Origin of the sequence: Porphyromonas gulae (genome assembly GCF_000765945.1) — a bacterium.
GTDB lineage: Bacteria > Bacteroidota > Bacteroidia > Bacteroidales > Porphyromonadaceae > Porphyromonas > Porphyromonas gulae.
In genome coordinates, this window is the sequence record NZ_JRAT01000002.1 from 122,728 (window position 1) to 139,176 (window position 16,449).

The following is a 16,449-nucleotide window of genomic DNA, read 5'->3' on the forward strand; positions in this document are numbered from 1 at the left end:
CATGGAAAAAGATCAAATCAGAGAAGTGATCGCCAAGCGCGTTGCCCTCGAATTGAAAGATGGTGATGTGGTCAACCTCGGTATAGGTCTGCCGACGATGGTGCCCAATTACCTAAAACCCGGAGTACAAGTATATTTGCAGTCTGAAAATGGCATGATTGGGATGGGCCCTGCTCCGGAAACAGGCAAAGAAGATCCTTATCTGATCAATGCCGGGGGAGGTTCCATTACGGCTATTCCGGGTGCTGCCTCATTTGACAGTGCTACCTCATTTGCCATCATTCGTGGTGGACATGTGGATGTCAGTGTACTCGGAGCATTGCAAGTAGACGAAAATGGGGACTTGGCCAACTGGCTTATTCCCGGCAAGAAAGCACCCGGTATGGGAGGAGCCATGGATTTGCTGGTAGGAACTCGCAAGGTAATTTTGGCCATGGAGCATACAGCCAAGGGTAGCCCCAAAATCATGAAGAAATGCTCTTTGCCGCTTACGGCAAAAGGACAAGTAAACCTGATTATCACAGAAATGTGTGTGATCGAAGTGTGCCCGGAAAAAGGCCTTGTCGTAACAGAAATACATCCGGATTTTACAGCAGAACAAGTACAAGCTGCGACTGAAGCTTCATTGACTTTTGCTTCTGAGATCATCCCGATGCAACAATAAAAAGAGTTTTTAGTATCACTACAAACCAAATAAACTTCAAGAATTATGAACTTTTCTCAGACACCCCAAGAACAATTGTTTCTTGAGATGATCCGCAGTTTCGCCGAGAAAGAAGTAAAACCTCTGGCGGCAGAAATTGACGAGCAGGAACGTTTCCCCATCGAAACAGTAAAGAAGATGGGCGAAATCGGACTGATGGGCATCCCTTTCCCCGTTGAGTACGGTGGTGCCGGCGGTACAAACGTAATGTATTCGATGGCAGTGGAGGAACTAAGCCGTGTATGTGCTACCACTGGCGTGGTTCTTTCTGCACACACATCTTTGTGCGCAGCTCCCATCTACGAAAATGGAACAGAAGAACAAAAGATGAAGTATTTGCCGAAACTCTGTTCCGGCGAATGGATCGGTGCATTTGGACTTACCGAACCCAATGCAGGTACGGATGCTGCTGCTCAGCAAACTTTTGCTGAAGAGAAGGAAGATCATTTCATACTTAACGGTAACAAGATTTTTATCACCAATGCCGAATATGCTCACGTATATGTGGTATTTGCCATGACAGACAAGAGCCAGGGCACACGTGGTATCACAGCATTCATTGTTGAAAAAGGAACTCCCGGCTTCTCTATAGGAAAGAAAGAGCTGAAGATGGGTATCCGTGGTTCGGCTACATGCGAACTTATTTTTGAAAACTGCATCGTCCCCAAAGAGAATCTTCTCGGTCGCGTAGGCGGTGGCTTCAAAATCGCCATGAAAACCCTTGATGGCGGACGTATCGGTATCGCATCTCAGGCCCTCGGTATTGCACAGGGAGCCATGGACGAGACGGTGAAGTACACCAAAGAGCGTAAGCAATTCGGTCGCAGCATCGCTCAATTCCAGAACACACAATTCCAACTTGCCGACCTGCAATGCCGCATTCAGGCATCTCGTTTGTTGGTTCGTTTGGCAAGCTGGAAGAAGGATATGAAGATGCCTTATACGATGGAATCGGCTCAGGCCAAACTCTACTGCGCAGAAACGGCTATGGATATGACTACGAAAGCGGTTCAGTTCCACGGAGGATATGGCTATACTCGTGAGTATCCGGTAGAGCGTATGATGCGCGATGCTAAGATCACTGAGATTTACGAAGGTACCAGCGAAGTTCAACGCTTGGTAATCGCATCCAACTTATTAAAATAATCAAGCATTAGACTATGAATATCGTTGTTTGTATCAAACAGGTACCCGATACTACCGAAATCAAATTGGATCCTGTAAAAGGCACGCTCATTCGTGACGGTGTGCCCAGTATCATGAACCCCGATGACAAGGGAGCTTTGGAACAAGCTCTTCGCTTCAAGGACACCCACAATGCACACGTAACTGTGATCACGATGGGACCGCCACAGGCAGAAGCTATCCTGCGCGAAGCATATGCCATGGGTGCAGATCATGCCATCCTTGTCAGCGATCGTAAGTTCGGTGGAGCCGACACATTGGCCACGAGCTACACCCTCTCTCAAGCTTTGAGAAAGATCGACCACGATCTCATTATCGCCGGTCGTCAAGCTATTGACGGTGATACGGCTCAGGTAGGACCTCAGATTGCCGAGCAGCTTGATCTCCCACAGATCACATACGTGGAAGAAGCCACATTCGATGGCAAGCAAACTCTGACTGTTCGCAAGAGCACGGAAGAAGGACATGAGATTTTGGAAGTAGAGCTTCCTTGTATGCTTACCTTGTTGGCTACGGCTAATAAGCCTCGCTACATGCGCGTTCGTGGCATTATGGAAACCTTCGACAGACCCATTGAATGCTGGGGAGCAAGCGACATTGATGTCGATCCGGAAAGAATCGGTTTGGCCGGTTCTCCCACGAGCGTGAAGAAGTCATTCACCAAGGGAGCCAAGGCCATGGGAGCACTGCATGAAGATATCACTCCCGAAGAAGCTGCTGACATTATCTTCAACAAACTGAAAGAGAAATTCATCATCTGAACAACAAGCAACTATGGATAAGGAATTATATAAAGGTGTTTTCGTCTTCGCAGAACAACGCGAAGGAGTGATTCAGAACGTAGCCTTCGAACTCATCGGAAAGGCTCGTGAACTGGCAGACACCATCGGAGAAAAAGTAACGGCAATTCTTTGCGGCTACAAGGTTGCTGACTTGCCTAAGGAACTTATCGCTGCCGGTGCCGATACGGTGCTTGTCGTAGACGATGAGAAGCTCGAGAACTACCTTACCGAGCCTTATGCTCAGGCCATTACCCAGATTCTTCAGGACAAGAAGCCTGAGATCGTACTCCTCGGTGCTACGACTATCGGTCGCGACCTCGGCCCCCGTCTTTCTTCTCGCTTGCGTACAGGTCTTACAGCAGACTGCACATCGCTTGAGATCGGTGACGAGCGCAATCTGCTGATGACACGTCCGGCTTTCGGTGGTAACCTTATGGCTACGATTATCAGTAAGGTACATCGTCCTCAGATGTCTACTGTTCGTCCCGGCGTTATGCGTCGTAAGGCTATGGACTACAACCGTAAGGGTACGGTTGAAAACGTAACTATCACGTTTGACTCAGCCAAGTTCCGTGTTCGCCTGATCAAGAAAGAGCGTGAAGACAAGAATATGGTGGACATCACGGAAGCTCACATCCTTGTCAGTGGTGGTCGTGGCGTTGGTTCACAAGATGGCTTCAGCAAGCTGGCCGAACTGGCCCAGCAGATCCATGCAGAAGTTTCTTCTTCTCGTGCTATGGTCGATGCCGGTCTTATCGGTCACGAACGTCAGGTAGGACAAACGGGTAAGACCGTTCGCCCCGATATCTATATGGCCATTGGTATCTCAGGTGCTATCCAGCACTTGGCCGGTATGGAGGAGAGCGATTATATCATTGCCATCAACAAGGACAAATTCGCTCCCATCTTCCAGGTAGCCGATCTCGGTGTAGTCGGCGACTTGCACAAGATTGTACCCATTCTGACGGCCAAGCTACGTTCTGCCATGCAGGACAAGTAAGAGTCTGAGAGAATCTTAGTATAACAAACCTTGCAAAGGAGCCGATGAGGCGAAGGGCTTTTGTAGCTCGTCGCATTCATTCGGCTCCTTTTTCATTCATCGAAGAGAGTTATGGAATTTCACAATCTGATTATCCAGTCGCAAGATGGCATCACGACGCTGACCATCAACAAACCGGAGACACTGAACGCCCTCTCCTCTGAAGTCCTTTCCGAATTGAAATCGGCCATTGCCGTTATCGCTACAGAAAAGCCCCGAGTGCTGATCATTACCGGAAGTGGCAAAGCATTTGTCGCAGGAGCAGACATAGCCGAGATGCAACATCTGAGTGCAGCCGAGGGAAAAGCCTTTGGAGGGCTTGGAGCAGAAGTATTCCGAAGTATAGAAGAATTGCCTTTCCCCGTTATTGCAGCTATCAATGGCTTTGCATTGGGAGGTGGATGCGAATTGGCCATGGCTTGTGACATCCGCATAGCTTCGGCTAAAGCCAAGTTTGGTCAGCCCGAAGTCGGATTGGGCATCACCCCCGGATTCTCCGGCACACAGCGATTGCCACGCCTTGTCGCTCCGGGTATAGCCAAAGAACTCATCTACACGGGTCGTATCATCGATGCAGAAGAAGCACTTCGTATCGGTCTTGTCAATCGAGTAACAACTCCGGAGGAATTATTACCTGCCACGATGGAAACGGCTCAACTCATTGCATCGCGTTCGGCTTCTGCCGTATCAGCGTCCAAGGAGGCTATCAATCGTGGTACGCAGATGCATATTGCCGAAGGTATTGCCTTGGAACAGAACCTCTTCGGTCTGTGCTTTGCCACAGCCGACCAGAAGGAAGGCATGGCAGCTTTCCTCGAAAAACGTAAACCGGCTTTCAGCTGAGAGCCAAAAAGAACAGTTATTCACATACACTTTTAATCTCCAACAAAATGAAAATAGCAGTAGTAGGTACCGGAGCCATGGGCAGTGGTATCGTTCAATGTATCGCCCAAAACGGTCTGGATGTCCTGATGAAAGGGCGAAGCGAGACTTCTATCAACAAATCGCTCAAAGGAATCGAAAAAAATCTCAACCGTCTGGTTGAAAAGGGCAAGATGTCTGCCGATGAGCAGCAAGCCATTGTGGCTCGCATCCGTACGACGATGGACTTCAATGACCTGAAAGATGCCGATGTCGTGATCGAAGCGATTGCCGAAGAGATGGAAATAAAGAAACAGGCCCTCAGTGCTGTGGCGGAAGTGGTAAGCGAGCAATGTATCATCGCTACCAATACATCTTCATTGAGCATCACAGCTTTGGCAACCGAACTCCCTACCCCATCTCGTGTGATCGGAATGCACTTCTTCAACCCCGTTCCCGTGATGAAACTGGTAGAAGTTATCAGTGCCCAGCAAACTTCGGACGAAGTGATGAAGCAGGTACTGGACTTGTGTGAAAAGCTCAAGAAAACAGCTGTACGCGTGAACGAAGCTCCGGGTTTCGTCGTAAACCGTCTTCTCATACCGATGATCAACGAAGGTATCGGAGCCTATGCCGACGGTGTGGCCAGCATAGAGGAAATAGATCAGGCCATGATGCTCGGTGCCAATCACCCGATGGGGCCTTTGGCTTTGGGCGATTTTATCGGTTTGGATGTCTGTCTGGCTATCATGGAGGTGCTGTTCACCGAATTCGGTGATGCCAAATATCGTCCTCATCCTTTGCTTCGCAAGATGGTACGTGCAGGACAACTCGGCCGCAAGACCGGCAAAGGCTTCTACGACTACAGCAAATAAGTCGTTTTTTTACCTATCGGATTTGTCCGAAAATAATCGAGGGTGTGCTGAATTTGCTTTTTCAGCACACCCTCATTCTTTTTTGTCCTTCTCTTCGAGGGCCTTTTCCTTGATTGTTTCATCAAAATGTTTGGAGAAATCATTTACGACATAAAAAACATCAACCATATTTGTCTTCATAAAGTGGATTTTGTTTGTTTATATCTTATTGATTATCAACTGATAAGATGCAAATAACTCTGCTATTTTTTCAGCATAATGCCCACGTTATTTGGGCGTTTACCACTAATCAAAAAACAAATTAACAGTCGCAGATATGTGGAATATGACACTTCGCCAATTCTTGACCTCCTTGCTTGGTATGACAATTACCGACTCAAAAAACATGCGCCAAAAAAGTTTTCAACAACGAAGAGGAGTTTGGAATGATTCCAAATAAGCAGGTAAAAGGGAGTAGATATTGAGGCTAAAAAGGTGATAAAACGAACTTTTTCGGATCAAAACATGACTTCCGGCAGATCGGATAACGATCTATATACAAACCATTTACGATAAATATATAGATCGTTTTCGATTTGTATATAAATCGTTTTCAATTTATATATAGATCGAAACTCATTTCTATATAAATCGCAGGCTGAAAAAGGCCTTTTCAAGAGGCTATAAAACAGAGGCACCCGCACGATTCGTGGCCGAACCGTGCGGGTGCCTTATCTTTTTGGTGAAACGGTATTGAAGCGCTATTCCACTCCTGTCCTCATTGCTGCATGCTTTCCTTTAGTCCGATATGATCATGATAGGGGTATAAACAGGATACGGGCGTAGGAGTCATACACCCCGTAGTACAGCAGATAGGTCGGGAATCGGAGTACAGGATTATTCTCATCAGATAGTTTATTAACGTAGTTTTATGCAAGCAGTAATATCTCTAATACACAGTGGTTTACCCTCTTTGGGATTCTTTTCGAGCAGGCAAATATAGCAAAAAGGGGCAATTCGGATGAATCGTAATCCAACCCATACCATCGGGAAAACACCTGCCCACAGAAAAAAGATTTGCTAAATTTTTCGATTGCGAACTATTTTACTGAAAAACAGAGTGTTACCATTTCAAGTTGGAAGGATAGGTAACGATTTAGAAATGAACAGAGTGCTTTGAGTCACATTGTTTTGAATAACCAAAGAACGCTCACTTTTATCACATGCAAAGGTGCTGATTTGCGAGGGAAAGTGAGCGAGATCTTGCGTGATTTTCTTCTTGGAAAGAGTGAATTTGTTTTCTACATATTTATATGTATGGTCATTCTGTCGATTTCACATTTAGTCCTATTTAGTCTTTAACTTTTGCTACGTATTTATTCATATCCTTGTTCCTCAATGAGCCATTTCTCATAATCAGCATATAAAGGATTGGATTTGTTCATTCTTACAGTTTCGCGTATTTTGAATGCTATTTCATATGTGTAATACCCATGGGTATTGTAACTAGTTGTAGCAAAAGAATGCGGCACAAATTTACGATAACATACAGACTCTGGATTTACAATAATATCAAGTATTTCTTTGATTCTTGCATTATCCCCAAAAACCTTCCTTCCTAAGACTATATACTTGATGCAGCCATCAATGCTCAACTTACCATCGTAGTCCATGATAAATAGTCTATGTTCATCCTCGTTAGCCCAATCCTTATGTTTCAAGAAGAACAATGACTTCCAATTATTTTTTATAAACTCCTCTGGAGTCTCGGCCTCGTAATTGATGTCTTTATAATTGGGGGTATTGAACAGGCTATACACCACATCTTCAAATTTGTAAAAGTATTGGGACAAGACATGATTATTCTTAGCAATGAAAGCATCTTTGTCTATCACTATACAAACTCCGTTTGAATTATCAGCATAGTGAGCCCACATAGCAGGATGATTAGTACCTTCTACTCCATAACCTTGAATGTCATAGTTCTGAGAGAAGCTGATGATATGGCACTTCTCCTTGATGTACTTTTCTGCATCGTACATTACCATGAAGTTGTGGCTCAGACACATATTATGCACATTACCCTCATTCATATCGTTGAGTCTTGCAAAAGAAGATGGCTTTAGAGTCAAATCCTCCATTATCTTCTTAAAAGAGTCCAAATTAGTGTAATGAAACAATGTCCCATCAGCCTTATGCGGTAACTCTTCTTGTCCATAGAGATACCATGGTAGTTCGGTGAGTAACATTATGATTAACCTTAATTAATTTAGATAGTTCCTTATTCTCAATGTGTACAGCTTTGTCACCTTGATTTACAAGTCGCTTAACCATATTAGGAGCGGTATTGCCGGAAGACACAAATTCTAGTGTATCAATAACAGTTGAATAACCAAAGAATGCTCACTATTATCGCTTGCAATGATACACATTTGCGAGGGAAAGTAAGCGTTTTGCGTGATTTTCTTCTTTGGGGTACAACTAATCATAGCATTCTCTTTTTGTTCTTCAACGATGGATTTGAGTCTTGTAGAACCAAACACAAAATTCGGATTGTTATTTTTTCACTAAATCATATTAGCGATATTATTAGGTATATTTTCTAGCGTTATTGCTGATAAAGACCAGAATATCTTATCTTCTTCCATGAATATCACTTTGTCTCTCAAAGCCCCTAAGCTTTCGGGCAAAAGCTTTATTGCTTTCTGCAAAAAGCTTAGATGTTTTTGTGAGAGTCTTCTCCGCCGCTGTCCGATTTGATTTATTCATTGTAAATGACGACAAACACCCTATCGCATTTAGGGATATTTTGGAAGACAAGACAGATTACCCCTCTATGCAAACCATAGAGATGATGGCGCAAATCTCCCTCATTTCCATATACTTACCTTCAATCCTCTTCCTAATACCCTTTCCTCTAATAGTTGCAAGTATCCTTTTCGTAATCCGCACTTCGTTTCACGGGGTTTTCTGCCGTGATATTACTACCTTTGCGACACTGAAAAATATCTGAATAGAAGGACATAGATACTATCATTGAAAAAATGGCAAAAGAACTGAAAGAGCTGACATCGCGGAGCGAAAGCTATTCGCAGTGGTATCAAGACTTGGTTATCAAAGCCGATCTGGCAGAAAATTCGGCCGTACGTGGCTGTATGGTTATCAAGCCTTATGGCTATGCTATATGGGAGAAAATGCAAAGGCAGTTGGACGATATGTTCAAAGAAACGGGACACGTCAATGCCTACTTCCCACTTTTCATCCCGAAGAGCTTCCTGAGCCGTGAAGCAGAACATGTGGAAGGCTTTGCCAAGGAATGCGCCGTGGTAACTCACTATCGACTCAAAGCCAATCCCGATGGAGACGGCGTAGTAGTGGATCCGCAGGCCAAGTTGGAAGAGGAGCTGATCGTTCGTCCGACATCGGAGACCATCATTTGGAATACATATAAGAACTGGATACAAAGCCACCGCGATCTGCCCATCCTCTGCAATCAGTGGGCCAATGTGGTTCGATGGGAAATGCGTACACGCCTTTTCCTCCGGACTGCCGAATTCCTTTGGCAGGAAGGTCATACGGCTCATGCTACAAAAGAGGAAGCCGAAGAAGAAGCCAGACGGATGCTGGAAGTTTATGCCACTTTTGCCGAAGAATACATGGCCATGCCCGTAGTCAAGGGTGTGAAATCCGCCAACGAACGCTTTGCCGGTGCTGTGGACACCTATACGATAGAGGCGTTGATGCAAGATGGCAAGGCATTGCAGAGTGGTACATCCCACTTCCTCGGGCAGAATTTTGCCAAGGCTTTCAATGTGACTTTTGCCGATAAGGATGGCAATCGCGATTTCGTCTGGGCTACGTCATGGGGCGTATCTACCCGTCTGATGGGTGCTCTTATCATGTCCCATTCGGACGACAACGGTTTGGTACTTCCTCCGAAATTGGCACCTTATCAGGTGGTTATCGTACCGATATACCGCAATGAGGAGCAGTTGGCTCAGATCGACGAGAAGGCCCATCAGATTATTCAGACTCTGCGAGCCAAAGGCATATCGGTGAAATACGACAACAGCGACAATAAGAAGCCGGGGTGGAAGTTTGCCGAATACGAGCTGAAAGGCGTACCCGTTCGCTTGGCTATGGGGGCACGCGACTTGGAAAACAACACGATCGAAATAGCCCGTCGCGATACTCTGACGAAGGAGACAGTCGGACTGGATGGTATAGAAGAAACAGTCGCTACCCTACTCGATGATATTCAGAAAAATATCTTCCAAAAGGCTCTGAACTATCGCAAAGAAAATACAATCACGGTGGACAGCTACGAAGAGTTCAAAGAAAAGATCGAAGATGGCGGATTTATCCTTGCTCACTGGGATGGGACCTCCGAAACGGAAGAACGAATCAAAGCCGAAACGAAAGCTACCATTCGCTGCATCCCGATGGATGGGGACATGACTCCGGGCAAATGTATGGTGACGGGTAAGCCCTCGCCCCAGCGTGTGCTCTTCGCCCGTGCCTATTGATCCGTCAGGGGCCGGACATCAGTAAACAAAGAATCCACTAAAAAACAGAAATACCTATGGCAGAAGAAATCCAAATGTACGACGATGCGGCATCCGTGGCTTTTATTCGCAATTTCATTCCACAGGAATTGAAAGAGAAACTGACCGATGATGACATTGTTTACATCGTCGATCTGATTTACGATTTCTACGAGAGTCGCGGCTTCATGGATATGGCCGAGGACAGCGAGGAAACAGTGGAGGTGGACGAAGACGAACTCGTGGAGTACGTTGTCAAGAATGCCGCACGGGATGAGGTAGGCCACTTCTCTGCCGATGAGATACGCTTTGTCGTACAGGGCGAACTCGAATACTGCGAGAGTATCAATCTCTTCGAAGAGGACTGATACTCTACATTGGGCATGAGTAAGAACAAGCTGGCCAAATTTGCCGACATGGAGACGTTCCCTCACGTCTTCCAGTATCCTTTTGCCGTCTTGCAGCAACAGGAGGGTGGTTTTCCGCTAAAAGGGCGTTGGCACACGGATTTTTTCCACAACGATCACCCTATTGTCTTGGAGCTGGGCTGCGGTAGAGGAGAATATACGGTAGGTCTGGGCAAACGGTATGCGGAGAAAAACTTTATCGGCATCGACATCAAAGGTGCCCGCATGTGGGCCGGTGCCAAAGAGTCTCTTCAAGAAGGGATGCCCAACGTAGCTTTCCTTCGGACGGATATAGAGCTTTTGGATCGGTTCTTTGCCGAGGAAGAGGTGGCCGAAATATGGATCACCTTCCCTGATCCGCAGATGAAGAAAGTAGGCAAGCGACTGACCGGAACGCGGTTCCTCTCGCTCTATGACAAGGTACTCGAAAAGGGGGGGCGTATCCATCTGAAAACGGATAGTCCTTTCCTCTATACCTATACGAAGGCGTTGGTAGAGCTCAACGACCTGCCCGTACACGAGATAACGGATGATCTGTACGGCAAAGGATGCGTAGAGAATGAAATCCTCGGCATCCGAACTTATTACGAACAACAGTGGCTGGAACGAGGTCTGACGATCAAGTACATCAGCTTTGGCTTGGGAGAGCCTCTCTGCGAGTATCGGGAACCCGATATTGAAATCGAACCTGACAGCTACCGCAGTTACAATCGCTCCAGAAGAAGTCAGGCAGTTCCTTCCGAATAAATAACCTATTCAGAATATGGCATACGTAACATTATATCCCAATCTTATCCTCGAAGCCCTTGGCAAAGTTCGCTATCCGGGGACAGGAAAAGATTTGGTTTCGGCCGGAATGGTCGAGGACGATATAAGGATCGATGGCAATAAGGTATCGTTTTCGCTCATATTCGACAAAGCGAACGATCCATTCATCAAATCCGTGGTCAAAGCTGCTGAGTCAGCCATCCTGACGTATATCAGCGAAGACGTCGACATCAAAGGCAATATCTCTGTCAAGAGCAAACAGGCAATACCTGCTCCTCCGGCCAAACTTCTGCCCGGGGTGAAGAACATCATTGCCGTATTTTCGGGCAAAGGCGGTGTCGGAAAGAGTACCGTTACGGCTAATCTGGCCGTCTCTCTGGCCAAAGCCGGCTATCGGGTAGGACTTTTGGATGCCGACATATTCGGCCCGTCTATGCCTAAGATGTTCCATTGCGAAGAGGCACGTCCCGTACTCGAAGAAGTGGATGGGCGCGAATTGATCGTTCCCGAAGAGGTGATGGGCGTGAAGATCCTCTCTATCGGATTCTTCGTGGATCCGAACGATGCTGTTCTCTGGCGCGGAAGTATGGCAGGCAATGCCCTGACGCAGCTTATCCGCGACGCTAATTGGGGTGAATTGGACTACTTCCTCATTGACATGCCCCCGGGGACGAGCGACATACACCTGACACTGGTGCAGACACTGGCTATTACCGGAGCCGTTGTCGTGACGACACCGCAGGACGTAGCCTTGGCAGATGCTCGGAAAGGAATCAGTATGTTTGTGGGAGAGAAGATCAATGTGCCGGTACTCGGTTTGGTGGAAAACATGTCGTGGTTCACACCGGCCGAACTGCCACAGAACAGATACTACATCTTCGGGCGTGATGGCGGTAAGAATTTGGCTGAGGAGCTGAACATTCCTTTGCTCGGACAGATTCCGCTGGTGCAGGGTATATGCCAAAGTGGAGACGAAGGTATACCCGTTGCTGTTCGGGACGATTCGATGACGGGAATCGCTTTCCGCGAATTGGCTGCCCGAGTGGTGGAGCAAGTGCACTATCGCAATGAACATCTCGATCCGACTAAGGTCGTAGAGGTGGCACACAGATAAGATATAGAAGACGAAAGAAAAGATAAGCAGCAGATCGGTCTGTCGCTCACTCTTTCGAGAGTGGGAGGAACGTCCGGGCAACGCAGAGCACCGTCCTTCCTAACAGGAAGCTACTCGTGAGGGTAGAGGTACGTAGAAGAGAATGACCGCCATCTTTCTGCTATCGGTTTGTGCTTCGGCACCGACTGGGCAGAGAGGGTAAGGGTGAGAAGGTTGGGGTAAGAGCCCACCGGGTGCAGCGGTGACGCTGCATGCCGTACGTCTGACGGGTTGTAAGATCATGTATACCGGCGCATGTAGGGTAGCTCGCCCGATGCCGGGGGGTAGATCGCTGGAGCCGTGCGGTGACGCACGGCCAAGATAAATGACAGACACTCCGGCTACGTGTGGCCGTGAGTACAGAACCCGGCTTACAGATCTGCTGCTTTTTCTCTCTCTTCCAAGCCGGCACCGAATCGGAAGATTCGGCCTACCAGTATGGATTTACCAAGAATGGATTCAACCCGTTATTTATTATGAAAGAGAGCATTGACGAAAAAGAGAAAAAGAACGATAAGGGATTTTTCAAGCGGTGGTCTATCCGGATAAACCGAATGATTCTTTTTGTCACCAGAGATATGTGGCGCATTACGGACGAAGAGGTATCGGGGCCAAGTCGCTTGATGATCAATTCTTTCAAATCCGTTTTCCTCACAGTTCGTTACTTTATCCAGAATGATCTGGCTACACAGGCGTCTGCTCTCACCTATCGTACGATTCTTTCTATCGTCCCGATGCTTGCTGTCCTGATCGGTATTGCCAAGGGTTTTGGCATTCAGCAGGTAGTACATGATTGGCTCAAAGAATATCTGCCCGGTCATGGACAGGAATTGGATCAGGCTTTGGGTTATGTGGACAACTATCTGGCGCAAGTGCAAGGTGGCGTCTTCGTCGGTATAGGTCTTATCGTGCTGCTCTACACCGTCTTTTCATTGATAGCCACAGTGGAAGATACCTTTACCGATATTTGGCAAACCAATAAAAGACGTACATGGAAGCGAAGGGTAATCGATTATATGGGAGCTTTTTTCCTGTTGCCAATCCTGATCACGGCATCCAGTGGTCTTACTCTAATGATGACTACAATCAAGGGAACATACTTCAGCGAATACATCCTATTCGGCCCTATGCTGGAGTTGATCCTGAATTTGATACCTTACGTGATTATCGTTCTACTTTTTACCGGTACGTATATCGTATTACCCACAGTGAACGTCCGGTTTTGGCCGGCATTTATTTCGGGAGTGCTGGCCGGTATCGTTTTCCAGATATTCCAAGCTCTTTATATCAGCGGTATCCTTTGGATCTCGAAGTATAATGCCATATACGGTAGCTTCGCAGCAGTACCTCTTTTGCTTCTTTGGATACAGCTCTCTTGGACCATTGTTTTGTTTGGTGCACAGCTCAGCTTCTCTATTCAGAATGTTCGGAAATTTGCTTTTGAGCGGGATACGACCAATGTTTCACGCCGCTACATCGACTTCCTGACTATCGTCGTAGCTACACTGATCGTGAAGCGATTCTTGTCGGACGAGCGCCGCCCCCATACTGCGGACTCGCTTGCAGAAGAGAGCAAGGCCCCGATTCGGCTTGTATCCGAAGCCATACACCGCTTGCTCTCCATCGGAGCTATAATGGAGGTGAATTATATGCACGACCCCAAGGCGGAGTTCTTTAGTCCGGCGGTGGATCCGGAAAAGATAACTGTGGGCTTCATCCTCGATCGTATAGATCGCCATGGGAGCGAACACTTCAAGGTAGACAATAAGGTTCGGTTCGCGCCCGAATGGCAAGCGGTAGAAGATTCCCGTCAGAGCCTGCACATCCCCCCTGCGGACACGCTACTAAAGAATTTGTAGGAGCTTATTCTCTGAGTACTCAGAGTATTCTGATTACTCAGAGTACTCGGATTGCTCGGACTCGAAGAGAGCTGAGATCCGGCCGTAGTCGGCTTGTATTTGTTGGCGAAGAGCTTCCAGGCTATCGAGCTTCATATCTCCTCTGATGAAGGTCACGAACTCCACTCGAATCTGGGAGCCGTAGATGGTTTTATCAAAGTCGAAGAGATTGACTTCGATCGTTCGCTGGTCGCCGTTGTTTAGCGTAGGCCTGCGGCCTATATACAGCATACCATTGTATCGCTCACCGCTTACAATGGCTCTGACGGCATAGACCCCATCGCAGGGGATCAGCTTGTGGCTGTCGCTTACGGTCAGATTAGCCGTCGGAAAGCCCAGTTCGCGCCCGATCCTAAAGCCATGCTCCACTTTCCCTGTCAGTATGTAGTCATATCCCAATAGCTGATTGGCCAAAGCAAGATTATTGTCCATCAGGGCTTGGCGCACGGCACTCGAACTGGCCGGCACTCCACCTATCTGGGCCTGTGAAGCCTTCTTTACCGTAATGCCCAATGGTGTAGCTATCCGCTTGTATTCTTCCAGACCGGATATGCGTCCATGTCCGAATCGGTGGTCATAGCCGACGAGCAGGGCTTTTACATGGAGTCGTTTGTGCAGGACAGTTGTAATGAAAGTGTCGGCTGTCATCGCCACTAATTCGGGTGTAAAAGGCAGTACCACCGTATAGTCCACTCCTTCCGCTTCGAGTCTGAGGAGTTTTTCGCCTATTGTCGTCAGCTTCTGGTAGGGAGTTCCCGGGCGAACCACTGATATGGGGGGGACATCGAAGGTTATTACCATAGTAGGCAGATGCTTCTCTGTCGCCATCTTTTTGAGCTGATCGAGAAGAAAGCGATGCCCGAAGTGTACACCATCGAATGTGCCGATCGTAGCAGCTACTTTCGGGATCCAAGGAAGATCTCGTAATGGGGCATTATAGTCGTTGGGAATAGCTATCGTAACCATAGTCTTGGGTTTTGTTTGCTGCGTTCTTTCCAGATTTCGAAGTGGATAATAGTCTGGTTGTTGGAGGGATCTGTATAGGCACGTCCGAGAGCCTGACCCGTTTTTACGCGAGTGCCGGCACTTACGTATACTTTACTCAGATTGGCATAAACCGTGATATAGTTACCATGACGTACCATTACTGCCGAATTATAACCGGGTATCACGAATACGCTGGATACCACACCATCGAATACGCTGGTGGCATCGGATCCTGTTGCTACAGCGATGTCAATACCGCCGTTATTAACCTGAACTTTTTTCAGTTCGCTGTGCTGATGCACTCCGAAGTCGCTTACGATTCGGTATTTACCGCGAACGGGGCCGGGCAGGCGACCTTTGTTCTGAGCAAAGCTGCCTGAGAGCGCGCGTTCGGAGGCATCCATGGCATAGCCGCCTTTGGTTTCAGCCTTTCGTTCCGGTTCGGCTGGAACTGGCTTACCCTTGGCTTTGGCTTCGCGAGCCAATCGCTCACGCTCCTCACGTGCACGGCGTTCGGCAGCTTCTATCTCCTTAGCAATCTGTTTCTCGATCTTCCTGTTCAGAGCTTCAGCCTGCTTCTTTTGCTTTCTTAGCCGGGATTCCAAATCTTTTTGTTTGGCACCCAAGGCCTGCACCTGCCGGCGTTGCTCTGCTTGCTGTCCTTCGAGCTTCTTTTTTTCCTCTTCTCTGATCACCAAGAGACGTCCTTTTTCCTTCTTGGCCTCTTCTACGGTCGCACGTTCGGACTCCAGCTTGCTGCGTGTATCGCGAAGACGGACAGAGGCTTGCTTGTATGCGGAAGCGTATTGCTCCAGAAAACGCATTCGTCGCATTCCCTCATCGAAGCTTTTGGCAGATGAGATGAAAAGAATACGATCCAACGAGCGTTTCCGCTTTTGCATAGACTGTAGAGCATGGGCATATTCATCGGATCGGGCCTTCTCCTCCACGGAAAGCCGATGGCATACACCTGTCATAGAGTCTATATCCGACTGTAGCCCTTTTACCTCGCTATCCAAGAGTTGCACTACCTGCTTGCGCTGCGCAACCTGTTTGTTCAGGAGGTTAAGGTGTTTTTGTTTGTCTTGCTTGTCTTTCTTGGTCGTTTGCAGTTCGCGATCGGTTTTTTCGATGGCTTTCAGTGTTTCTTTTCGTTGTTTTTCAAGTTGCTGTACCTGCTTGGATTTCTGTCCGAAAACAGGCAAGAGAAATGCACTGAAGAGAAAGGTGCTACAGAGAAAAAAGCGGATTGAAGACTTCATGTGTAA

The 16,449-nt window shown here is 47.4% G+C and carries 14 protein-coding genes, 1 other RNA gene and 1 pseudogene; 12 read left to right on the plus strand and 4 right to left on the minus strand.

From position 1 onward, the window contains the following. Position 1 precedes the first annotated feature (1 nt). From HQ49_RS00810 to HQ49_RS00835, 6 genes are all read left to right on the plus strand, one after another. Positions 2-664 (plus strand): 3-oxoacid CoA-transferase subunit B, encoded by a 663-nt coding sequence (locus tag HQ49_RS00810; protein WP_018964626.1) that lies wholly within the window; start codon positions 2-4, stop codon positions 662-664. A gap of 45 nt (positions 665-709) precedes the next feature. Then, positions 710-1,849: an acyl-CoA dehydrogenase gene (locus HQ49_RS00815; RefSeq protein WP_026292115.1), complete on the plus strand. Its 1,140-nt coding sequence runs from the start codon at positions 710-712 to the stop codon at positions 1,847-1,849. Positions 1,850-1,863: 14 nt separating this feature from the next. Then, positions 1,864-2,649, plus strand: a complete 786-nt coding sequence (locus HQ49_RS00820) for an electron transfer flavoprotein subunit beta/FixA family protein (RefSeq protein WP_018964624.1) — start codon at positions 1,864-1,866, stop codon at positions 2,647-2,649. A gap of 13 nt (positions 2,650-2,662) precedes the next feature. Continuing rightward, the gene (locus HQ49_RS00825; RefSeq protein ID WP_039417870.1) at positions 2,663-3,670 is read left to right on the plus strand and encodes an electron transfer flavoprotein subunit alpha/FixB family protein; all 1,008 of its coding nucleotides are present in this window, start codon (positions 2,663-2,665) and stop codon (positions 3,668-3,670) included. Positions 3,671-3,781: 111 nt separating this feature from the next. Continuing rightward, positions 3,782-4,552 (plus strand): enoyl-CoA hydratase-related protein, encoded by a 771-nt coding sequence (locus HQ49_RS00830; protein WP_018964622.1) that lies wholly within the window; start codon positions 3,782-3,784, stop codon positions 4,550-4,552. 47 nt (positions 4,553-4,599) lie between these two features. Continuing rightward, a complete protein-coding gene (locus HQ49_RS00835; RefSeq protein ID WP_018964621.1) occupies positions 4,600-5,445 on the plus strand; it encodes a 3-hydroxybutyryl-CoA dehydrogenase in 846 nt (281 codons plus the stop codon). A 78-nt stretch (positions 5,446-5,523) separates the two neighbouring features. On the opposite strand, the pseudogene HQ49_RS11070 reads toward HQ49_RS00835, so the two are convergent. Next, a pseudogene (locus tag HQ49_RS11070) lies at positions 5,524-5,625 on the minus strand (IS982 family transposase); the annotation flags it as partial. 1,175 nt (positions 5,626-6,800) lie between these two features. Beyond that, positions 6,801-7,673 carry a DUF2971 domain-containing protein gene (locus tag HQ49_RS00840; RefSeq protein WP_039417871.1) on the minus strand — a complete coding sequence of 291 codons (873 nt, stop codon included), beginning with the start codon at positions 7,671-7,673 and terminating at the stop codon, positions 6,801-6,803. 795 nt (positions 7,674-8,468) lie between these two features. Between HQ49_RS00840 and proS the strand changes: the two genes are divergently transcribed. The 6 genes from proS to HQ49_RS00870 all read left to right on the plus strand — a co-directional run bounded on the left by proS (position 8,469) and on the right by HQ49_RS00870 (position 14,155). Further along, positions 8,469-9,950, plus strand: coding sequence for a proline--tRNA ligase (gene proS, locus HQ49_RS00850; protein ID WP_039417874.1), 1,482 nt, complete (start codon positions 8,469-8,471; stop codon positions 9,948-9,950). A 56-nt stretch (positions 9,951-10,006) separates the two neighbouring features. Beyond that, positions 10,007-10,336, plus strand: coding sequence for a hypothetical protein (locus tag HQ49_RS00855; RefSeq protein WP_018964616.1), 330 nt, complete (start codon positions 10,007-10,009; stop codon positions 10,334-10,336). 15 nt (positions 10,337-10,351) lie between these two features. Further along, complete coding sequence (gene trmB, locus HQ49_RS00860) at positions 10,352-11,122, plus strand: tRNA (guanosine(46)-N7)-methyltransferase TrmB (protein WP_039417875.1); 771 nt, start codon at positions 10,352-10,354, stop codon at positions 11,120-11,122. Positions 11,123-11,138: 16 nt separating this feature from the next. Then, positions 11,139-12,257, plus strand: a complete 1,119-nt coding sequence (locus tag HQ49_RS00865) for an Mrp/NBP35 family ATP-binding protein (RefSeq protein ID WP_018964614.1) — start codon at positions 11,139-11,141, stop codon at positions 12,255-12,257. Between the two features lie 26 nt (positions 12,258-12,283). Continuing rightward, positions 12,284-12,686, plus strand: an RNA gene (rnpB, locus tag HQ49_RS10305) — RNase P RNA component class A. An 86-nt stretch (positions 12,687-12,772) separates the two neighbouring features. After that, entirely contained in the window at positions 12,773-14,155 is a 1,383-nt protein-coding gene (locus HQ49_RS00870) for a YihY/virulence factor BrkB family protein (RefSeq protein ID WP_039417971.1), read from the plus strand. 33 nt (positions 14,156-14,188) lie between these two features. Here HQ49_RS00870 and ribF read toward each other — a convergent pair whose 3' ends face one another. Then, the gene (gene ribF / locus HQ49_RS00875; RefSeq protein ID WP_052073400.1) at positions 14,189-15,160 is read right to left on the minus strand and encodes a riboflavin biosynthesis protein RibF; all 972 of its coding nucleotides are present in this window, start codon (positions 15,158-15,160) and stop codon (positions 14,189-14,191) included. After that, the gene (locus tag HQ49_RS00880) at positions 15,148-16,443 is read right to left on the minus strand and encodes a murein hydrolase activator EnvC family protein (protein WP_039417877.1); all 1,296 of its coding nucleotides are present in this window, start codon (positions 16,441-16,443) and stop codon (positions 15,148-15,150) included. Before HQ49_RS00880 ends, ribF begins: the two co-directional genes overlap by 13 nt. Positions 16,444-16,449: the final 6 nt, after the last annotated feature.